At 40.0% G+C, this 20306-nt stretch carries 12 protein-coding genes; all 12 read right to left on the bottom strand.

Annotated elements, in window-relative coordinates; all coding sequences use genetic code 11:
- Positions 1 to 10: 10 nt before the first annotated feature.
- The 12 genes from ABFX33_RS25140 to ABFX33_RS25085 are packed head-to-tail and all read right to left on the bottom strand — an operon-like array spanning position 11 to position 20266.
- Positions 11 to 1405, bottom strand: a complete 1395-nt coding sequence (locus tag ABFX33_RS25140; RefSeq protein WP_346088996.1) for a discoidin domain-containing protein — start codon at positions 1403 to 1405, stop codon at positions 11 to 13.
- A 17-nt stretch (positions 1406 to 1422) separates the two neighbouring features.
- Positions 1423 to 3186: a LamG-like jellyroll fold domain-containing protein gene (locus ABFX33_RS25135; protein WP_346088995.1), complete on the bottom strand. Its 1764-nt coding sequence runs from the start codon at positions 3184 to 3186 to the stop codon at positions 1423 to 1425.
- 6 nt (positions 3187 to 3192) lie between these two features.
- Positions 3193 to 5202 (bottom strand): M60 family metallopeptidase, encoded by a 2010-nt coding sequence (locus ABFX33_RS25130; RefSeq protein ID WP_346088993.1) that lies wholly within the window; start codon positions 5200 to 5202, stop codon positions 3193 to 3195.
- An 18-nt stretch (positions 5203 to 5220) separates the two neighbouring features.
- On the bottom strand, positions 5221 to 6948 hold the full coding sequence (locus ABFX33_RS25125; RefSeq protein ID WP_346088991.1) for a LamG-like jellyroll fold domain-containing protein: 1728 nt from the start codon (positions 6946 to 6948) through the stop codon (positions 5221 to 5223).
- Positions 6949 to 6966: 18 nt separating this feature from the next.
- Positions 6967 to 8562, bottom strand: a complete 1596-nt coding sequence (locus ABFX33_RS25120; protein ID WP_346088989.1) for a DUF5008 domain-containing protein — start codon at positions 8560 to 8562, stop codon at positions 6967 to 6969.
- A gap of 15 nt (positions 8563 to 8577) precedes the next feature.
- A complete protein-coding gene (locus ABFX33_RS25115) occupies positions 8578 to 9312 on the bottom strand; it encodes a hypothetical protein (RefSeq protein ID WP_346088987.1) in 735 nt (244 codons plus the stop codon).
- Between the two features lie 12 nt (positions 9313 to 9324).
- A complete protein-coding gene (locus ABFX33_RS25110; RefSeq protein WP_346088986.1) occupies positions 9325 to 10842 on the bottom strand; it encodes a RagB/SusD family nutrient uptake outer membrane protein in 1518 nt (505 codons plus the stop codon).
- 12 nt (positions 10843 to 10854) lie between these two features.
- Positions 10855 to 14028 (bottom strand): SusC/RagA family TonB-linked outer membrane protein, encoded by a 3174-nt coding sequence (locus tag ABFX33_RS25105; RefSeq protein WP_346088984.1) that lies wholly within the window; start codon positions 14026 to 14028, stop codon positions 10855 to 10857.
- A 30-nt stretch (positions 14029 to 14058) separates the two neighbouring features.
- A complete protein-coding gene (locus tag ABFX33_RS25100; RefSeq protein WP_346088982.1) occupies positions 14059 to 15102 on the bottom strand; it encodes a DUF5007 domain-containing protein in 1044 nt (347 codons plus the stop codon).
- Between the two features lies 1 nt (position 15103).
- The gene (locus ABFX33_RS25095; RefSeq protein ID WP_346088980.1) at positions 15104 to 15775 is read right to left on the bottom strand and encodes a hypothetical protein; all 672 of its coding nucleotides are present in this window, start codon (positions 15773 to 15775) and stop codon (positions 15104 to 15106) included.
- Between the two features lie 14 nt (positions 15776 to 15789).
- Positions 15790 to 17319 (bottom strand): RagB/SusD family nutrient uptake outer membrane protein, encoded by a 1530-nt coding sequence (locus ABFX33_RS25090; protein ID WP_346088979.1) that lies wholly within the window; start codon positions 17317 to 17319, stop codon positions 15790 to 15792.
- Between the two features lie 13 nt (positions 17320 to 17332).
- A complete protein-coding gene (locus tag ABFX33_RS25085) occupies positions 17333 to 20266 on the bottom strand; it encodes a SusC/RagA family TonB-linked outer membrane protein (RefSeq protein WP_346088978.1) in 2934 nt (977 codons plus the stop codon).
- Positions 20267 to 20306 lie beyond the last annotated feature (40 nt).

Raw genomic sequence — 20306 nt, 5'->3', positions numbered from 1 at the left:
GTACGATAAATTACAAATCGAATGCGCGGAACTCTGCGAGATGGGTGCTTGTCGCTCCTGCAGTGAAAGGCGCTGTCATTGTGATCCGAACATATTGTACTCTTATAGGTGTAATGATATAATCCTGCCACGTTGCTGTCGCTTCTGCAGAATTAAATGTCAAATCTTTTCCAACCATGGTCCAATTTGTCCCATCAACAGAAACCTCAACATTAAAGGTCTTAAATCCACCTGTTGTATTATTGTGTCTACGGATCATCCCAAACTTTGAAAAATTCTCCACTTTTCCAAAATTTATAATAAACCAGTGTGGATAATTGAAATTACCCGAAGACCACGTTGAATGCCAGTAGGTATTAATATCACCATCAATTAAGGAAGAACCTTTTCCATTTGCCTCTCCTTCATTAGTTTCAATAGATGATACCGTTGCGGACCACAGGTTTTTAGCAATCGGAGCATAAAGCAACAATGATTGTTCAGGGGATGATCCCCCCTCACTTGATACCACAACTTTCAAAACCCCTGGCTTTCCACCAACATCAATTTTCAAAGATCCATTTGAATCTGTATTTTTTGTCACTGTAACAGTTTTCTGTCCACTATTTCCAACGTATGTACACTTTATGTCAATCGGATCACCTGTAGCATTTTTCCATTGAAGAATAGCATTATTACCATCCATAGAAGAAGTTAATGACGGCAATATCATTTTATATACCAGCATCCCAGGAGCTAACTGTTTTTGCGCATTCAAATTTCTCTTCCAAAGTTCATCGTTTAAACTTAATGCAAAATCAATCTTTTTTGTATCATCCACCAAGTCCCCTACTCGCACAGTATCTGTAAGATTTGATTTAAAAGAGTGATTCATTATTTTTCCATTAAGCACATAGGAAATATTTCCCGGTATTTCACGGTCTGAAGTTTTTGGAAAAATAAATTCAACACCACCGGGAATAGGATTTACTGAGAGATTACTCATTTTAAAATCTGCTTCAAACGGTCGTGGTGTCAGAACTGTTTTTGTTACTTTAGAAGGTGTTCCATCAGCGGTAAAATACTGTAAAAGAAAATCATAAGATTTAAGTTCATTTAAATGAATAACCACTGGATCGGTAAATTTTGTTACATCCACAACCTTTTCGGATCCATCTTTATATTTGATTTGTGCCTTTACGACACGGTCACTTAAAGCTGGCCAGTGAATCTCTACATTTTGATTAAAGGCAGAGACCAAGGTCAAATTTGTTGGCTTCGCTGTAGGGCGCGTTTCAGTTACAATTACCTCTTGACCTTCCTGTTTAGGGAAAACCAGTTCTTCTTCCTTACAGGCATAGAATGAAAGCAGCAAACCTGCAAAGAGAAAACTGCGCCGTAGATTCATTTTAGGTATTCTTTTCATTTCAGTTGGCTAATTAATTAAGGCTTTAAGAACTCTACTTCATATTTATTTAGGAACACTTGTCCTTGAAGATTCCAAGTACGTTGTGTTTGAATTTCCAACCAATAGAAAATTTGAGTGAACATATCTTCAGGCTGAATCAAAATCGCATTTGGATCCACATAAGGAAGATTGTTACCACTCAACACGGTTCTCGAAGATCCCTGTGCTTCTATATCAGGATTACCAGTAATCTTATTCATAAATTTATTGTTGACCAAGCTTTCCATCGGCCAATAACCAATCAGACCAGAACCAGCAAACTCTGCATCAGGAATACCAACACGAGTCGCATTCTTCTTAACCGCAGCCTCATCCAATGCCTTGTTGTAAATATGTACATCGCATAACTGCATATCAACAGGGCGGCCCGAAAATATATAAGGAAAATACCCAAAAGTCAATCCTGTCGTCGATAGGGCTTTACTCAGGTTGAGTGTTGCACTACTCGCCTCCCCCGTCTTCAAACCATTCACATATACCTTAACTGTAGGAACATTATTAATCGTGGAGACAACTGCAGCAATATGTGTCCATTCACCTGCAGAGGATACCGGTCCCATTCCAGGCTGTACATTTGTACTGCCATCTGCCAAAAAGAAGGTTAACGCATTTCCCGATTTAAAGAATGCCCATCCCGAAGTAGAGCCAGTTCTTGCTGCATTCTTTCCTAAAAAAGGAGCATTCGAAGCATAATCGAAAGCACCATTGGTTGGATTCATTTTCACCTTTGCATCGACCGTAAACTCTCCAGTCTTCGCAACATCATACATTGTTTCATTCGCTAAGACAGGATTATTCCGTCCTCTAAAAGCTATTGGATTATAGTAAGTATAGCTACTTTGCCCAGCATCATAGAATCCGAAAAAACGCATCGATTTAATCATCTCGGTCTTAAGCTCCAATTGTTTGAAATTGTTATTCTGAAATATCGTGAAGGTATTTCTTTCTGCAAAGGAATCGCCGCCATATGACTTATCAACACCACCATGATTACTGGTCAAAATAACCAGCCAATCTTCAGTTTTATAATTTGTTCTCGCTTTCAATGCGGTAAGAATCTCGCCAATGTAACCATCTACTTTCTTTACGGCGTCAACATAACCAGTTTGAGATGCAGAAAAGCCATATTGCTCGCCTGCTGTAAGCACATCTTTAAATTGTACAATAGCAATACCAGGATTCTTCTTTGCCAATACGTCAACCACTTGTTTCTTTACAGCTTCGTCGGATGTGGCATCAAATGTCTCATCTGCACTTACGAGCAATTTCGTATTAATTGCCTGATCACGGGCGACAACAAAGGATTTCGTAGTAGGAGCAAGTGTCGAAATACGGTACAAAATCGAAGGGTAACCTACTGGAGTAGCATGGGGATTGTTTTCATTTGGTTTAGGAATATAGGAATCATCCTCTATCCCATGCATGTCCGCAGAGACGCCGCTCATCATTGTCATCCAAGTAGCCGCGTTTTTTGTGTTATTATTCGCAACAGATTCAAATGTATATTTACTTGTCTTCAATAGCTCTGCAATATTTGTCGGCATAATTTTCTTTATTTCAGCCCCTACTGCACCATCAATTGAAATAAAAAGAACTTTTCTTTTCACCGTTCCGTCACCACCTTGCTCTAAATCCTCATATACAGCTGGGGGATTTTCATATTTAGTACAACCTGCCCAAACCGTTAATATCGCCAAAGCGCATATCGCTGCTTTAATTCGATTAAAATATCTTTTCATAGTCTTTTATATATCGTAAAACACCCCTAACTCCGCTAGCGCAACATGGTTTTCTCCACTCAGATTTTTCTCCGGAAATGAGAATTTCACATATTGAGCCTCCACAATTTTATCGAAAGCGAACTCTCGCATCACATTTCGTTGTGCGGTTGTTTCCGAAGATTTGGCGAGGTCATATGTCCCCATATCCACCCAGTTCTTATTATCTTGACTGATGCGTACAATAACTTTTGTTGCATAGGTATTATTCTGTCTATTCTGAATAAAAAATCCTTTGAATGCATTAATTGTCTTCATATCTATCATGATTTCTACCGGCAAATTCGTTGCAACACTACATCCGGAATAGCATGTATGCCAATACGTATCAGATTTTCCATCTTGCATTGCATCAATTTTACCCGTACTCTCGCCTGTAGCAGTAGAGACGTTCGATGTATAAACAAAAGCCGCTCTCGGAAGGCTGTACTTTGTGGGTAGAATATCGTCTCCTCCGGTAAAGGTCAGGGGATTATAATCCCAAACTTTATTTGCCATGGGCGGGTACAAATTACGCATCTCCCGTTTTGCGGCAGCACTGATTGGGATACCCCAGGCAAAAAAGAAACGGTGGAAATCCTTACCTGTAAAATGACATAATTGTCTGAAGAAATAGTCTTTTTTCGCTTGATCCAAGGAAGTGAAGAAATTTTCATTTCTTGCTTTACTATAGATGTAAGGGAAGAAATCCCAACCCGACTCACCGTTTTTTCCTTTCACTTTATCAAAGATCTGCAGAAATGGTGTTAAGCGGGCAAATGGATCATCTGCATCAAGTCCGTAACCAGTAGGAAAAGGCTTAAATGTCTTAACTTCGTTATAAGCAGCAAACTTCAACGCACCTGGGATAGATGTTTTTAAGGCCGGATGAAAATCAATCCGGTTGGTCTCGCCTCGATTTCGGGCCGCATTAAAAATAAAGAGGTTATTTGTTGTTTCACCTAAGTCAGACCAGCTCCAAGACGATCCCGCTTGGTAATTATGTCCTACCTCATGATAGGTTCCCCATGAAGTTCCTTTTTTTATCGTATTCGGGTTTGTCAATTCATCCAACCAATACTCATCTTCCTGCATGATCCACGGACTTCCGCTATGGGCATAACCGGCAGAAGGGTGAATATCCATCACTCCGCGCTCCCACAAACTTGGATAACGGTTTATTGGGTTCGCGGCAGTAGGAGAAAGCCCCATCCAATTGTAATAATCTTTTTCATACGAATCATCCCAAAGCTGCAAAGCCTCATCCACATGATCCATCTTTCCTGATTGAATCAGTTTTACAACAAGCGAGCGGGGAACTGAAAATGCTGTCCTTTTGCCAATAAGATCCATCCAAGGCACATCGTTGGCCAAAACCTGCTTTTGCCAATCCGAGACCGTCATTTTTCCGAGAACAAAATCATTGGCTTTGGTCGCTCCAGATATTTTTAAGTTCACTGGAGTTGGTCTTGTTTTTTGACTAATAATCCATAATGTACCACCATACAGATTACCGACATAATTATTTCCTGGAAATAATTCTTTCCGGGTATAGATGATAGCATCACGTCGTGGAGCATCTTTACCTGTAATGTTGTCAGTATGTACGCCAATCTGGGCTGTGAGGCCAACTACACCAGCAGGGACAGTAATTCGAACATTTTCTCCTGCGGGCGCATATAACCCAGTACTGTATATTGGTGATGGCGTATAACTTACTTTGTATTGAAAATCACTGATATATTCTCGGTCTATCAATAAGGACAATGTTGTATCCTGAATACGTCTTACATTTTCGCCTACAAGGCCTGGATAGATACGGGCACGATGGTATAAACTTTTATCCGCCTTCCCCATGGTTGTATCTGTCATAATGGGAGATTCTGTTTCGTCTCCTTGCTGATAGCCATCCTTAAAATCGAAGCCCTCTTTACCACAGGAAGACACCAAAGTGATCATCCCGGCAATAAATCCAAATACTATATATCTTTTATTCATAATGGTCTATTCTATCGGTTAATTTCTTATTTGTACATAGTTGGGGCTCCAGCTTTTGCCATCCAGATTCCAGGCACTTTCTACTGAGATTCCCAACCATTGATAAATCATAAAGGGAACATCAACCGCATTGGGAACCTGACGAAAAAAAGATTCGCCAATTGGAGGTTGAAAAAATGGAACTATTTCGTTGAAGCTAACCCATTTTACAGGTCCTTTTAGATTAAAATCGTTAGCCCGGCCAGTTTTTTCGGTTAGTTTACTTGTATTTACATCACTATAACCAGGCCAATACCCCTGTAGATTAGCCCAAAAGGGAAAGGAATCGTCTATGTGGGTCACTCCTCCATAACGCTTTATTTCTTCTGCGCTAAATGCACGATTGTAAATCTGTACATTACAGATTGAAATATTACAGTCTGTATTTCCATTACCTGGATTAAATCCCAGCGTAAGTGGGCTATTATTATCCAAATTATTGCCATTAGCAGATTGTTGGGAACTTCCATTTGCAGTTGCATTTGTCCCATCAGTATATACGTAAACGGAGTCTTTATCACCGCTTCTCTTAATTACTGCGGTGAGCGCATGCCAATTCCCATCATTTATATTGGGTCCAAAAGCTTGCCCCGCAATGGAACTATTAAATCCCCAATATGGTCCTTCTAAAAAGAAATTCCATCCTGCTCCTGAAAAACCAGCTACTCGTTTTGCAAAAAATATAGGATAGTAATAAGTGGAGTTAGGCACATTATATTTCAAAAACAAGGTCATCGTCCAGTCTGATCCTGTTCCCATATTAAATTTATTAGCATCACTGAGTGTCCCGATAACCTGATTATTTGCGGCGTAAGTGTAATTCGTTGCAGTTCCCACAAAAGGCACATCTTTGGCACTAGGTCTTGGTAAAATCTTACGTGCAAATTTAGGAGAATACATCAGCGTATAAGTCGCGCGTTTGGCATCCCCAAATGCCGTAAAATCTGTTACAGGATCCTTAGAATCGCCACCTTTACCTGAGGTCACAATAACCAGCCAATTTTCATTGACATAGGATTTACGAGCCTTAATCGTATTGACCAATTGCTGAACTTGCTGATCCATTTTCTTTATTGCATTGACATATGCTGTCGACTTGTCTGAATATTCAGCGCTCGCTCCAGCTTTGTCCACATCCACCAAATGAACCACGTTTAAATCCGCAGAATCAGTTGCTAGACCTTTGTTAGCAGCCGCCAAAACCGTTTCGTCTGTAGCACTCTTCTCCAAATGGGCATCTTTTCCCAAATAGGTAGCATAGGTAGAGGATGACGTGTATAGACTAGAAACTTGTTTGCCTTGAACAGATTTCAACCGACTGAATATTGTTGGGTAAGCAGCAACATTCAATGTCGATAAGTCATTGGTTGTTACTTTATTTTTATTCGCATTTACCCCTGTGAGCAATGACGATACAACAGCTTCATTGGTCATTTTAAAATCGGTTGTTGGATCTGCTAGGCTACCATAGGTAACCATACCGTTTCGGGTCATCTCGATGAGATTAGCTGGTTCCAGAGATTGCACTACAGGCCCCGACAGCCCATCTACAATAACCATTAAAACTTTATCCCTATTCTCTGGGCTATCTTTTGCCTCTTGAAAATTCTGAAGCAGATTTGGAAAATCTTTATTACAGGCCGCGAGAAGCAAAACTCCGCCTGCACAGTAGATTATTTTTTTGATGAGTTGGATATACTTGTTCATATCTGATTCTTTTTGAGGTTATTCTTTAACTTCCAATCGAAAAAAATTGCCTACGGATTTCTTTCCGTATTGGTTGATACTTCCTCCTATTAGTAATGCTGGTAAGCCCAAAGACGATTTTGTCTCCACCACTTTCCGGATGTTCCCAGAAAAAGGGGCCTGACTATTATACTTCTGTAGCAAAGAACCGTCTTTTTCGAGAATCAACATATTCGTCCTACGAACGTTGTTATAACTTTCGATCGTGCCATCAATGATCACTCGGCCGTTGTTCAATACCTGTGCAAAGGTGGGAATACCGTTATCAGCATTCTGAAAAACAAACTGATCATCTACCGTACCATCCGTATTTAAGATCGCAGCCCCATTAACTTTACCATTAGCTCCTAGCCCCTTAAAAACACCCGCAATGGCAATTTTCTTTAACTGTTCATTGTAAGTGATCTTCAAAATCCGATCTATTGTGCCACCTAGATTAAATGAAGGATCTAGTGTTCCATCTTTTTTAATACAGGCAATTCCGGGAACTGCTTTACCATTGTAGGACGTAAATGCACCAACAATAACCACACGGTCATTATCAATTAAGGCAGCGTCCATAATATTTCCGTTGGCACCTTGGTTTTTAAATGCGAAGGTTGAATCCAAAGATCCATCTGCTTTCATCCGAATCACATTCTTTGCCTCAGTCAATAAATACCGTCTGTTGTCCCTGGACGAATAGGTATAATCAATTTTATAATAATCCTTAAAGTTCCCTACCGCAACAACCATATTGTCCGACACCGCAAAAACTTTTAAAGGTGCATTTCCAAGGATACCACCATTAAATGCTGAAACAGTATCACGTGAGTTTCTCGGATTATCAGTTGTATTAACAACATCCACGATCATCGTATCCAGTTTTCCATCTGTGTTTAGTTTGGCAATATTATTAACACGCCGTTTATTAAAAGTACCGAATGGTCCTCCGATGACAAATTTACCATCCGTCATTTTCGTAACGGAATTTATACTTCCACCGCCTGAAGTCCCTTCTCCAAAAGTCATCGTGGTCGCCGACTTACCATTTGCATCAATAAAGTGAATACCATTCCGAAACACCTTTTTATCCACAGCTTCATTTTCAAAATTGATAAACGATCCTGTCACAATATAACCCCCTGCATTTGGCAGAATATCACTTACTGAAAAACGGAAACCATTCACCATACCATAGTTCTCATCCAAGGAAGCATTGCCCTCGATATCCAGTCGAGGCCCATAAAATACCTGTCCATCGACTTCAATTTTCGCGTTCCCAGATGATATTTCTGCTGGGACTTTTATCGTGACCAATGAATCTTTTGCGGTAATGACTTCAACCTTTGTATCATTGACTGAAAAATTAATTTTCCCGAGATAAGGCTTAATTCCTTTCACATAAAAATCGACCAACTCTCCGGGTTTTGCTATTTCTGGGTTGGCATAATTCGTATAAAACCCGACGCCTAATGACTCCTTTCCACCAGCATAGGGATCTGTACCTAATGCAATGTCTTTTGAACAAGCAGAGAAGCCAAGCAAACTAACTAGCGTCACATACCAAATTTTGTCTAATATTATTCTTTTCATAATCTGTCAGTCAAATCAGTTTTTAGGTAAAATACCCTGTACCATTACATCCTCTGCAAATAGTGCACTCCGAAAACCAAGTGCATGTTTTGAAAATTGTAAAACATGCAATACCCCATTCGTCGGCTGAATATCGGAGGTGGCAACAGGAGCTGTAATAAAAGGAATCAGATAATCCTCTAAGCCCGGGATACTAAATGGATAATTGAAATACAATTGTCTGTAGCCAGCATATTTAATAAGTTGATTATCATTTGCCCGGACATCATTATAAAATACACCAATATTCATTTCGGTATTGTCAAATGTTTTATATACTCCCCCCGGATAAGAATCTAATTTCAACGTATCCAACTGCCCGAAATCTTTTGCGACATACTTTCCTTTGAGAATATACCGGGATAGGTATTTACGCCAGATTTCAGGCTTTATTTGATCAAAAGAAGTGATGGAATCCTGTCCAGAACGAAAAAGCGACTCATTGAGTAACCACACCGATTTCATAATGGATGGATCCGGAGGAGCAAAGAAAGTAACTTCCTCATTTTGCAACACCACATCCAATTTGGCTATTTTAAGCGCAACAGTAAGGGTATCAAAAAGATCCGGCCTGCTCTCAAGATATTGCCATATCGTCCCCTTGTATTTTGGGTCGTGAACCCCTGTATCCAAATAATCCTCTTTCTTGCAAGCGCTTAACGCCAGTCCCACGAGCAAAATAAATGTTCCTATTTTTAAAAAAATCTTCATCTTTCGTTCCTTTTAGTTCCAATAATTGTTTAAGCGCATATATGGATTATTTAACAAAGCAGATTTATCGATCGGCCATGTCCAGCCGCCACCATTAAAAGCACCTACCGACATTGGAGCTGGGGTATACTCCGAATTAATAACCTTTTTCGTACGCACCAGATCATAATAGAAGTTTCCTTCGCCGAGCAATTCGCGAACACGTTCCCACCAGATCGCATCTTTAAGATCATCTCCTGATTCCATAATATCAGCAGCCTCTGCACGTTTACGAATCACATTGACCACGGTCCTGGCTTCTTCATCCCGATTTAATTCGGCCAATGCCTCAGCACGAAGGAGGATCGGGTCCGAATAACGGAAGATCATCTGATTATCATCCGGGTTGTTGTCTTCGCCTTCTTCCATAAATACATTGGCAAATTTCAGGCATTGAAAATCGCCATTTGTAGCATAAATATCATCGTCAAACCAATATGTCTTACGCAGATCTTGTTCCGCAGGAGGGTACATTTTCTCCATAAATTTTGGATCGTAATAGATATACGATTTCGTTGTCACCTTATTTGGCGCATGTAAAACGTAATCTGAGTAGGAGGCGGAAAGGTGAAAACTTTCTCCATAATTGAAATTCTGAACAATTTCAAATAAACCTTCCTTGGTACGGCCTTTAAAAATATCCTTTGTACGGGTTAAACTCAATAAAGTATAGGCACCACCATTTTCTTCCATCAGTTCTCGTCCCATTGAAGCGACTTTTTCATAATAAGGAGCCTTATCCTCATTTGCAAAACCTGCTATCCACATATTGACATGCATATTGAGCGCCAGGGCACTCCCCCGCATAGCCTTTACTGCTACAACCGATGGATCATCATATGTCCATGGTAAGTCTTTGTAAGAAGCATCCAAATCTGCAGAAACATTCTTTAAAACAGTAACCATATTGGTGCGGGGCAATGGATCTGTATTGACATCAGTATAATAAGGGACATCACCGTACAAGCGCACCATAAAGAAGTAAGCCAACGATCTTAGGAAAATCGCTTCTGCTTTATACGCCTTTTTCTGTTCTTCAGACAGAAAGGGCATATCCTTATTATCGATCTGATAGCAAATGATATTGGCATTTTGTACCATTTTATAGAAGTTATTCCATTGCGTAATGCGAGGAAATCTGAAATAGGAAAAATTATTATCCTGATTTTCATCGCTTCTCGTTAAAATACTATTTAAATTATTCTGCCTTAACAGTGAGATATAATCCCGTCCGGCTCCTGAAGTTGCACTTGTTCGATTAGTAGGTGCACAACGCAAATCGCCTGATGCAGGAAAAAAGATATTGGTCATGGTTGCCTCTCTAAATGTAGAATAGATTCCACCCATATACTGCTCCACATCGCCTTTGCTTGTCCAATAATTGTTACCCGTCAATTTATCGATCTGCGTAATATTCAAAAAGTCTTTGCCACAGGAGAGCAAGCTTAAACTTGCACCTAGCAAAAATGTATATATAAATGTTCTTTTCATGATTTGATCAAATTAAAATTGTACACTCACGCCCAACGAATACGTCCTTTTACTTGGATAACCATTTGATCCATCGCGACCAACAGATGTGACCAACTCGGGATCAGGTCCAGCATAACGACTAAAGGTATAGATGTTATTTGCAGTGAAATTAATTCTGGCCGAGGTCAAACCGTAGCGCTGAATCCATTTTCTATCAAAGTTATATCCCAATGTTGCGGAATTGATTTTGAAATAAGATCCATCTTCCAAAAACATGGTCGAGTTATAACGATAGGGATTGTAAAGAGTCAAACGCGTAAAATCTGACACATTGGGATAATCCGCATTGTCCCCAAGTTGACGCCATACATTGTAGGCATCCAATGGCACGTAAGCCCCCGGGACATAGTCTGGTTTCCCTTCTATAACTCCTGTTGGGGTGTCATAGTTACGGAAACGATCGGTCAACGCGGTATTTAAGATGTCTCGATCCAGTGTATAAGAAAACTGTGTTCGTAAGGACCAATTTTTATACCGTGTAAATACAGAAAGACCTCCTGTCACTGCAGGTTGCGAATTGCCCACAAACACCAAATCATTTTCATCCAGGATATAATCGCCATTGATATCCGTGAAAATGGGATCACCGGCACGGAAAAACTTCCCTGCTGAAAACTCTCCACCAGCACGGTACCGCTGACCAGTCAATGGATTAACCGGCACCTCATCATCCGTTTTGTAAACCCCTTTATAGTCATACAATACAAAAGTTAGCGGGTTTCTTCCCAATCTGAAAAACTGTGGTAAATTATAACCCGATGTATTATCTGGCTGAATCAATTGTCTTACGCCATCTGGCAAGGCTGTTGTGTAATCACGGTTTAAGGCAAAAGTCGCAGTACCACTTAAATCCCAATCACTATTTCTTAATCTCGGTCTAAAATTAATGGAAACTTCATGTCCCATATTTACCATAGCGGCTTCATTGGTCAGTACATTTTCGAAGGCATTGTGGTTCGCAATTGCCTTTGAACGCAAGATCTTATCTGATTGTTTATAGTAAGTTTCGTAAGTCACGTATAATGCACTCTTGAAAAACCCTAATTCCATACCTAGTGACCATTGTGTTGTGGTCTGAGGTACGAGCTCGGTATTCGGCGCATTCTTTAAATCCAAAGAAGTTGTTGGTCTATTATTGTACCTTCCGGCATCAACTTTATACCAACCGTACAAATCAGATAAAGTTCCTGTAGGTTGGATAGTGCGTCCGACCGAACCACGAAAGAATCCGGTATCCCACCACGAAAATTTTTCCATGAACTTTTCTTTCTTAAAATTCCAGCGAAAACCAACAGAAGGATTAGACGTCCATGGTGAAGCACCGCCAGTGACTGAAGTACCATCTACACGATACGTTAGGTCTACAATATACTTGGAATCATAATTATAGGAAGCATTACCTGCATAGGCGATCGAACGATAATTTGTAAGGTTATTCAATAAACCACCTAACGTTTGCCGTGTATTATAACTTATACCTGCCTGAAATTGATCATTCGCTGTTCCTCTAATTTTATTTAATGTGGAAGAAGACTGTGAAATCTCCATTTCCGTAAAACCATACAGGTTGATAACATGCTTCTCTTTGATCGCTTTAACCCAAGAAAGCAAATTTCGATTATAAACCTTGCTCTTATTATCGTAGTATCCATATATTTCCGAACTATTACCAAGCAAAAGTTCTGGCGTATATCTATCCTTGGTAGAAGTTGTATAATTATAATTAAAGGTAGAAGTTGCCCGTAACCCATTAATTGGCTCATACTGTAGTTCGACTTGGGCTACATAATTTCCTGTCTTATTCTGATCATCGACATTAAGTGCAGATAAGGCCCCCATACTACCAGAAAAGAGTGATGGTGCGGGATAAAGAGAGGTCGTATTAACCGATTTCCCGACCCCTGTCTGCATCGCTGCATTACCACTTCCCATTTGATTTTGAGCTAAATTCGCATTCACATTCGCCATCATCCGGAAACGGTCATTCGGTTCATATTGCATATTGGATTGCACCGTATATCTTTTAAAACCCGTATTTGCAATAATCCCGTTCTCATCATAGTAATTCATATTCACTTTATAATTGAATACGCGCTCTCCTCCTGAGATATTGACGTTATGTGTCTGATTATAGGTATTTCGGTAGAAATAAGATTGCCAATCTGTGGAGTTGTTATAATATGGGTTTAAACTATCTGCTAACATGGGCGAATCGTTGATCCGTCTGATCGCCGCCGCTAAAGTTGTATCATTCATCAAGATCTGTTCAACGCGAACCATCCGTTCGTCTCTTCCGCCAATTACCTTACGTAACTGTGGTACAGCACTCATAAAAAACTGCCCTTGGTATTGTACCAATGGAATTTTTGAATTACCCCGTTTGGTTCTTACCAGAATAACACCATAGGCTCCACGTGATCCATATAAAGCTGTCGCCTGGGCATCTTTTAATACCGTAATGTCTTCAATATCCTCTGGTGGAATCATGGAGATAGGCGAAACGCCCGGTCCCGCTGTTTCAAAACCATATTCGTACCCCGAATTGTCATCAATAGGCACGCCATCAATAACAAACAAAGGAGAAGTCGGTGTCAAAAAGGTATTATCGCCACTTCCAGACACATTAAAATTAGAAATACCCCGTACAGCAATCGTTCCACGCATCCCTGGACTACCTGTATTATTCTGAATATTCATACCAGCCACTTTACCTTGTAAAAGGTCCACAAAGTTACCTGAAGGGATATCCTGAATTTCCTTACCGGATATTGTCACGACTGACCCTGTTAAAGTCTCTCTTTTTCGCTGTTGATAACCAACCACTACCGTCTCCTCCAGTTCTTGCGCTTTGCTTTCCATCGAAATACTGTACTCCGTTTTTCCTGCTGTAACGGGCTGTTTCACTGTTCCGTAACCTTGATAGGAAAACACCATTACCCCGTTGGTAGGCACAGATACAACAAAACGACCGTCGTCACCTGTTTTACCAAGATCCCGCTTTGGATTTTCCAACTTGATGGAAACTCCCGCCAGCGGTCTATTGTTGGCCCCTTTTACCGTCCCCTTCACCATACCAGTCTGCGCCAGTACGCTATTGGTCAACACATTGGCAAAAAGGAATATTAGTATGCATAATTGTTTCATAATTGTTAAGCTAAATTAATCGGCACTTGATCAGTCAAATTTTGGTAACTCATAAGGAAAACGAAATTGAATTTCCCAATTACCCTCCTCAAAAATGGAAAACTCCAATCCAAAGTAATTGTCCTCCAAGAAACCAAAATCACCTTTGCGTCGAAATTTGAATTCAATGTAGGCGTTCTCCCCAGTTATATTTGTGTAAGGTGTTTCTATTGCTGACAAGGGAATTGGGTAAGCCACATCATACACAACTTTGTTGTTCTCAAAGCGATGATTAAAGCCATGTACCAAACCCTCCCATTTCGTTGCCGAGAATTTCTTGGGATCTATCGGATTGTTCAATGAATCCAAGAAACTGATCGTGAGGGTTTTCGTCCCTGCTGCATTATTCTCCAGTTTGTTGAAATATACTCTGATATCTGAATTGAACATTGCCCGATCCGTTCTGTCCCCCCGCATATTGCTTGACATCTTTGTTATAAACGTATATGGTAGTGGTGATAGACCGGTTATTGGATCAATTATACTGGGCTCATAAGGACGTTCACGTAATGGCTTCAGTTTAAAATTCCGTAAATAGCGTCTTCCACCTGTATTGGTTAATTCGACATCAAAAACATACCCAGAATCAGGTTGAGCCTTGACAAATCCGGAATTTCCCGATTCTCCCCAAAAATTGATATTCCCGGATTTCTGCAGGATTTCAAGGATCGGACGGTATTCAATTTTTCGTTTCGCTTCGATTTCCGCTATTGATTTCTCAAAACCGGTATAAGCCTCTTTCCAAATCTTGACAGGAAATTTATCATCAAATAGGGTTGTCGGTTGCCCATCAATATCCCGAGCGTTAACAATTTTAAAGGTCAAAGGCTGCGAAGTATTTTGTCCGATATTGACGATATTGTCATAAAAGGTATTTCTCCCCAAAACGGGTTGAAATTCCGTTGTATTATAAACTACATCCTCGCCCAATGAATCCTGATCCGTAGGGATATATTTTTTACAAGATGCTAAGACGAACAATCCAAATCCGAATAGAACAACTTGTTTGATCGTGTTATATGATTTTGTGTTCATATTATCTATTTAAGAATTTAGCCAGTTTAGAAAAGCCAAAATTGTGGCTGGGCGACAGAATATGTAACCGTCCATTTGTCGTTCTGATATTGACGACGGAAGTATTACTTTCCTGCCAATAGCGTTGAAAAATTGAGTTATTCATATCGCTCAATACAATTTGCTGTTGTCCCCCTTCAATAATTCCCGACGCAGAGCTCACTTTATATTTCATGGTCATCCGGTAATCATCAATACTTCGTATTTCTTTACCCTCTACAAAATCTTTCAGGCTCTCCGTATCATGGAGACCATTAAAAGCATAATGATAGGTCAACGTATCGATTAAAGGTTGCGGAATATCTTCCAGAAATAAATGTGGTCTATTACCGGCTGCACGAATGGCGTTCATGGCATCAATAGCATTGGTAAAACTATTATTGGTCATCGCAAAGAAAGTAATAGTGTCTTTCGGATTTTTCAACCTCGCCCGAAGGTCTGGTACACGTTCCAATACCAATAGCAAGGAATCATAAACTGATCCCTGTTCTTCCAGAAACTCTAGCGTAGTACCATTGTACTCGGTATATTTTATCTGATAATCTTCATAATAGGTATTCCCTTTTTTGCACGATGCAAGTCCCATTAATAGTAACAAGACGGAAATACCAACATAGCATATTCTTTTCTTCATGGTTATTTGTTAGCTTATTTCCAGTAAGAGTTTTGTTCCAGTTTCGAATTACGTTCCAATACATCTGAAGAGATTGGCCAATAAATACCTCCATTTTCAATCAGCGCATTTAATCGCGGATTGTTCTTTTTAATCTTCGCCAAACGGATCTGATCATACCATCGCCAACCCTCGCCCATCAACTCGCGTCGTCTTTCCAAAAAGATTTCTTCCAGAAGGTCCTTGGGAGAGTTATTGATATAAGGTTTTAAGCCGCGCTGCGCCTTAATCATATTGAGGTATTTAATAGATTCATCTTTCTGTCCCAGCACTGCCTTTGCCTCGGCTTGGAGCAAAAAGATGTCTTCCAGACGAGTAAATACTAGGTTGGATCCGAATATGGAGAAATCCGAATCTCCAGAACCATTACGAATCACTTTGATCTTACTGAAAATTGGAATATCACCATTATAATTTGTGAAATAATTTGTCCTTACCAGTCCCGATACAGAATCGATTCCGAAACGGGTATCATTAACATCATCAAAAATTTTGTTAATTGTATCACGGTTCACGTAAATGTCCGGTTTGGCTTTGGTCACAATTGGATACCCCAAGGTCAAGGATTCGATATGGCCCGTATTTGTTGCTTCCCCTAATTCATAGGAGGCGCGGACAGCAAGAATCTGTGCCTGTGTACTTGGTCCGAAAAGGCCGGTTGTCGGATTGACCAAATTCGGCACACTCATAAGTGACAAATTTGTTTTTGAGTAATTATCAACGACAAATTTGGAATACACATCTGCATTGATATATTTACCTTGCCATGCTGCAATATGTGCCAGCAAAGAATAAGCAGTGATTTTATTGACTAATACACCCACCCAAGTCCCATAACTTTCACCATAGTAGCTCTGTGTACCTAAGGCATATACATAAGGTAAATCTTGTGCAGCATTTAGCAACTCTGATTCCGCAAATGCTAATACCGTAGCCTCTGAAGCCTTAGCCACCTCAACAAAACTGCCATTGTCATAAGAATCCTTCAGTAAAGGAACCTCGCCCCAGATACGCACCATATAAAAGTACATCAATGCTCTAATCGTACGAGCTTGAGCGATATCATATTTCAAATCGCGTTCGGTGTAGCGGCTATCTTTTGATAATACTTCCGGTGCGCGTTCGATAAATAGTGACGCGGCATTAATTACCGCATAAAAGCGCCGCCAATCTGTCAATCCTTTAATTAGTGGATAAGCCGATTTCAGTTTATTTTCTTGTACGACACGAAGATCAGCACGAGAATAAGAGTTGAAGTCTCCATAGCGCATTTCGCCATAGACCCAATGCCCATAATTATCTACCATCGCGGCTCTCATCAAACCATACATACCCATAAGATGTGCCCGGGTATCAGAAATCGAAGCCCATTCCTTACCTTCTGAACCAACGTTGACTGCAACAATATCAAGTTTTTTATTACAGGATGTGCTTAACACACTGATACCCATCGCAAGTAATAGGTATTTCCCCCATTGATTATATTTCTTTATCTTAAACATCATTCAATAATTTGCGTTATAAATCCAATTTGATTCCCATGGTCACAATTGGGGACATTGGCAGACCATATCCTGTATAATACCCATTGAAATCAATTAATTCGGGATCAGTTCCTGAGAATTTGCTTATAGTCAATAGATTTGTACCGGATAAATAGACATACGCGCGACGTATTGTCTTCATTTTATCCTTAATTGAATTCAGTTGAGCTAAATCATAACCTACATTTAGTGCTCGTAATTTTAGAAAAGAAGCATTTTCCAAAAAGAGATCCTGATCCACGCGATAAGCAACTATTGGACTCCATGGATTATAAGTTGGATATTTCGTAATATCTACGTCCTGTTGCCAATGAAAAACTTCTCGAATGCCATCCAAAGAGTTTGTGTTCTCAGTATTTATAAAATCGTATTTCGTAGATGCGCGCTGATTAAGTGCTTTCTGGCCAATCGCAAAGTACCACTGCATATTCAGATCAAAGCCTCTAAATTTGAATTGGTTGTTGAATCCGCCAACTAGTTTAGGCATCGCATTTCCCTTGAGTACACGATCTTTATCATCAATTTTAAAATCACCATTCTGATCTTTCCAGATCGGGTCTCCTGCAGCAAAATCAACACCATCAAATTGCAGTTTTTGGCCATTTCTCACCGGAATTTCCGTTTCTGCGTTATAAATTCCTTCATTTTCGTAGAGCCAGAATTTATCCACTGCTTCCCCAACACGCAATAAACGATTGTTAATTTTTAGCTCCTGTTTGCCATTTGGCAAAGCTGTAAGCTTATTTTGATTCCAATTTAGATTTAAGGCCGTATTCCATTGAAATCCTTCAGGATTAGATAGTACGTTAACATTTAAATCTAGATCAATACCTCTATTTTGTACTGTCATTCCATTGACAATTTGTCCAGAATAACCATACTCAGCAGGTATAGGCATATTTGCCAGTTGATTGACATCCTTCTTTTGGTAAGCTGCAATTGCAAAATTCAGACGCTTGTCAAGCATAGAACCATCTAGAATTATCTCAGCATGATCTGTATAAGGCCATTTCATATCATAACCAACCCAGCCTTCAGAATAAGGACGGGATGCAACGGCAAAACCATTGTATGATACAAGAGACTTCTCAGAACCCCAGTTTAGATCAGCTGTATAATTGGGACCGACGGCATATTTACTTGTAAAAATAGGTTTTCCGATCCGGGCCCATGATGCTTTGATATTGAGATTATCCATCAGTGCATGTTCCTCAGGATTGATCAAATGATATTTTGCTGAAAATGCTGGAGTCATCAACCAACGCGAATCAGGTTGCATCGTCGAAGAACCATCATAACGGAGCACTGCATTGACATCCAATTTGTCTTTCCAGCTGTACATACCCGACAAAAAGAAGGAATGAAGTCTAAAATCCTCCCGATTTGTCCATCGGTTGACGTACAAACCACCAATCGGTTTCAGATAATCGCCAGAATTTGGATCGCCATCAACGACATTGACTTTAATAAAGTCATTTGGGCCGTCATACGCACGGGCATAATGATACCTGTAAAGATCTTGGGTATAGTTTGATCCCAAGATAAAATTAAATTTATGTTGTTGCTGCAGTGTAAAATTATAGTTTAAGCTATTATTAAAAGTTAGTCGCTCATTAAATCCAAAATATCCTGACATGTAGTTGTTGGTCTCCATCAAAGACCCCGGAAAAAATGCCTGTCTGGACCCCTCAGAATAATCAATACCCAGATTTGTGTTAAACTTAAGGTTCGGCAATAAGTAAAGATCAAGATTAACCAACAGGTTAAGCATATTGACGGAGTTATTGTCCAACGCTCTCTTATAAATATCTAGATATTGACCATACATCTCCTTATTCGGCGAGATTGGAATGGACAAATCCGGAACATAGGCTGCTTCTCCAAAGCGGTCTCTTAAACTTCTATTCCGATCACGGAGGCTTCTGCTAGCGTTAACAGTTGTCCCAAAGTTGAACCACTTAAATGGGGCCATATTTACATTGAACAATGCGTTATACCGTTCAATATTGGTCTTATCTGCAGAGCTCGCATTTTTCATATAGCCGCCCATAAATGCGAAATTCGCGCGGTCACCACCTCCTCGAATACCCAAATTCCCGCCGTAAATCGGTGTTACTTTGTAGTATTCTTCATTCCAATTTGCTGGACCATAATAATTTACATTGGTTGAATCACTGAGATAGCCGGGATAATTCAAACGGTCTCCTGGTGTGCCATATTTATTGTAAAAAGTAGAGCGGAATAAGTTTTCATACTGTGCGTTTACAGGTGTCACAGTAGGTTTTGTAGCTAAACCAACATAAGCATCAAAACTAATTTCTCTTCTCCCCTCCTTTCCGGGCTTGGTCAAGATCCAAATTGCGCCATTTGCTGCAAGTGGCCCCAACTTAGCCAGCACGATCGGATCCTTAATTACCTCAATTGACTCAACAACAGATAGGTCAATTCCGGCAAAATTATCCGTCGCTGGACCTATTCTATTAAATTGATATTGCTGAATTGAGTAGGTAAAATTATTATCCCGGGCAATTGGTACACCATTGACATAAACTGTCGGTTGAACGTTGACAGCATCTTTGGTTTCAAAAAGGGGACTTCCAAGACCTCTAAGCACCATGTTTTTAGGAGCTCCAGGTTCGCCAGTTGCTTCTTGAACGTAGAGTCCAGCAATCTGTCCTTTTAGCATTTGGGTAATGCTTACAAGAGGTAGCGTTTCAATATTGCTCGTATTGAGGCTATCCCTCACACCTTGTTTTTTGAGCAATGTCTTAAGTCTTCCCCGTAAAAGCTGTTGATCAACCTCGCTTATCTCGGAGGTGTCTTTTTGAGCTCTCCAGTCGAGCCAAGTATGTGCTTGGGTTTTCTGGAAAATCGGAAAAAGAAATAAAAAACAAAATAGTCTTCTCATTCGATTTTTGTCTTAGGCTTAAATTTAAAAATTGGCACAC

It is taken from the genome of Sphingobacterium ginsenosidimutans, assembly GCF_039536865.1.
GTDB classification, from domain to species: Bacteria; Bacteroidota; Bacteroidia; order Sphingobacteriales; family Sphingobacteriaceae; genus Sphingobacterium; species Sphingobacterium detergens.
The sequence above is the reverse complement of the archived record's forward strand: the minus strand, read 5'-3'. Positions and strand labels throughout refer to the sequence as shown.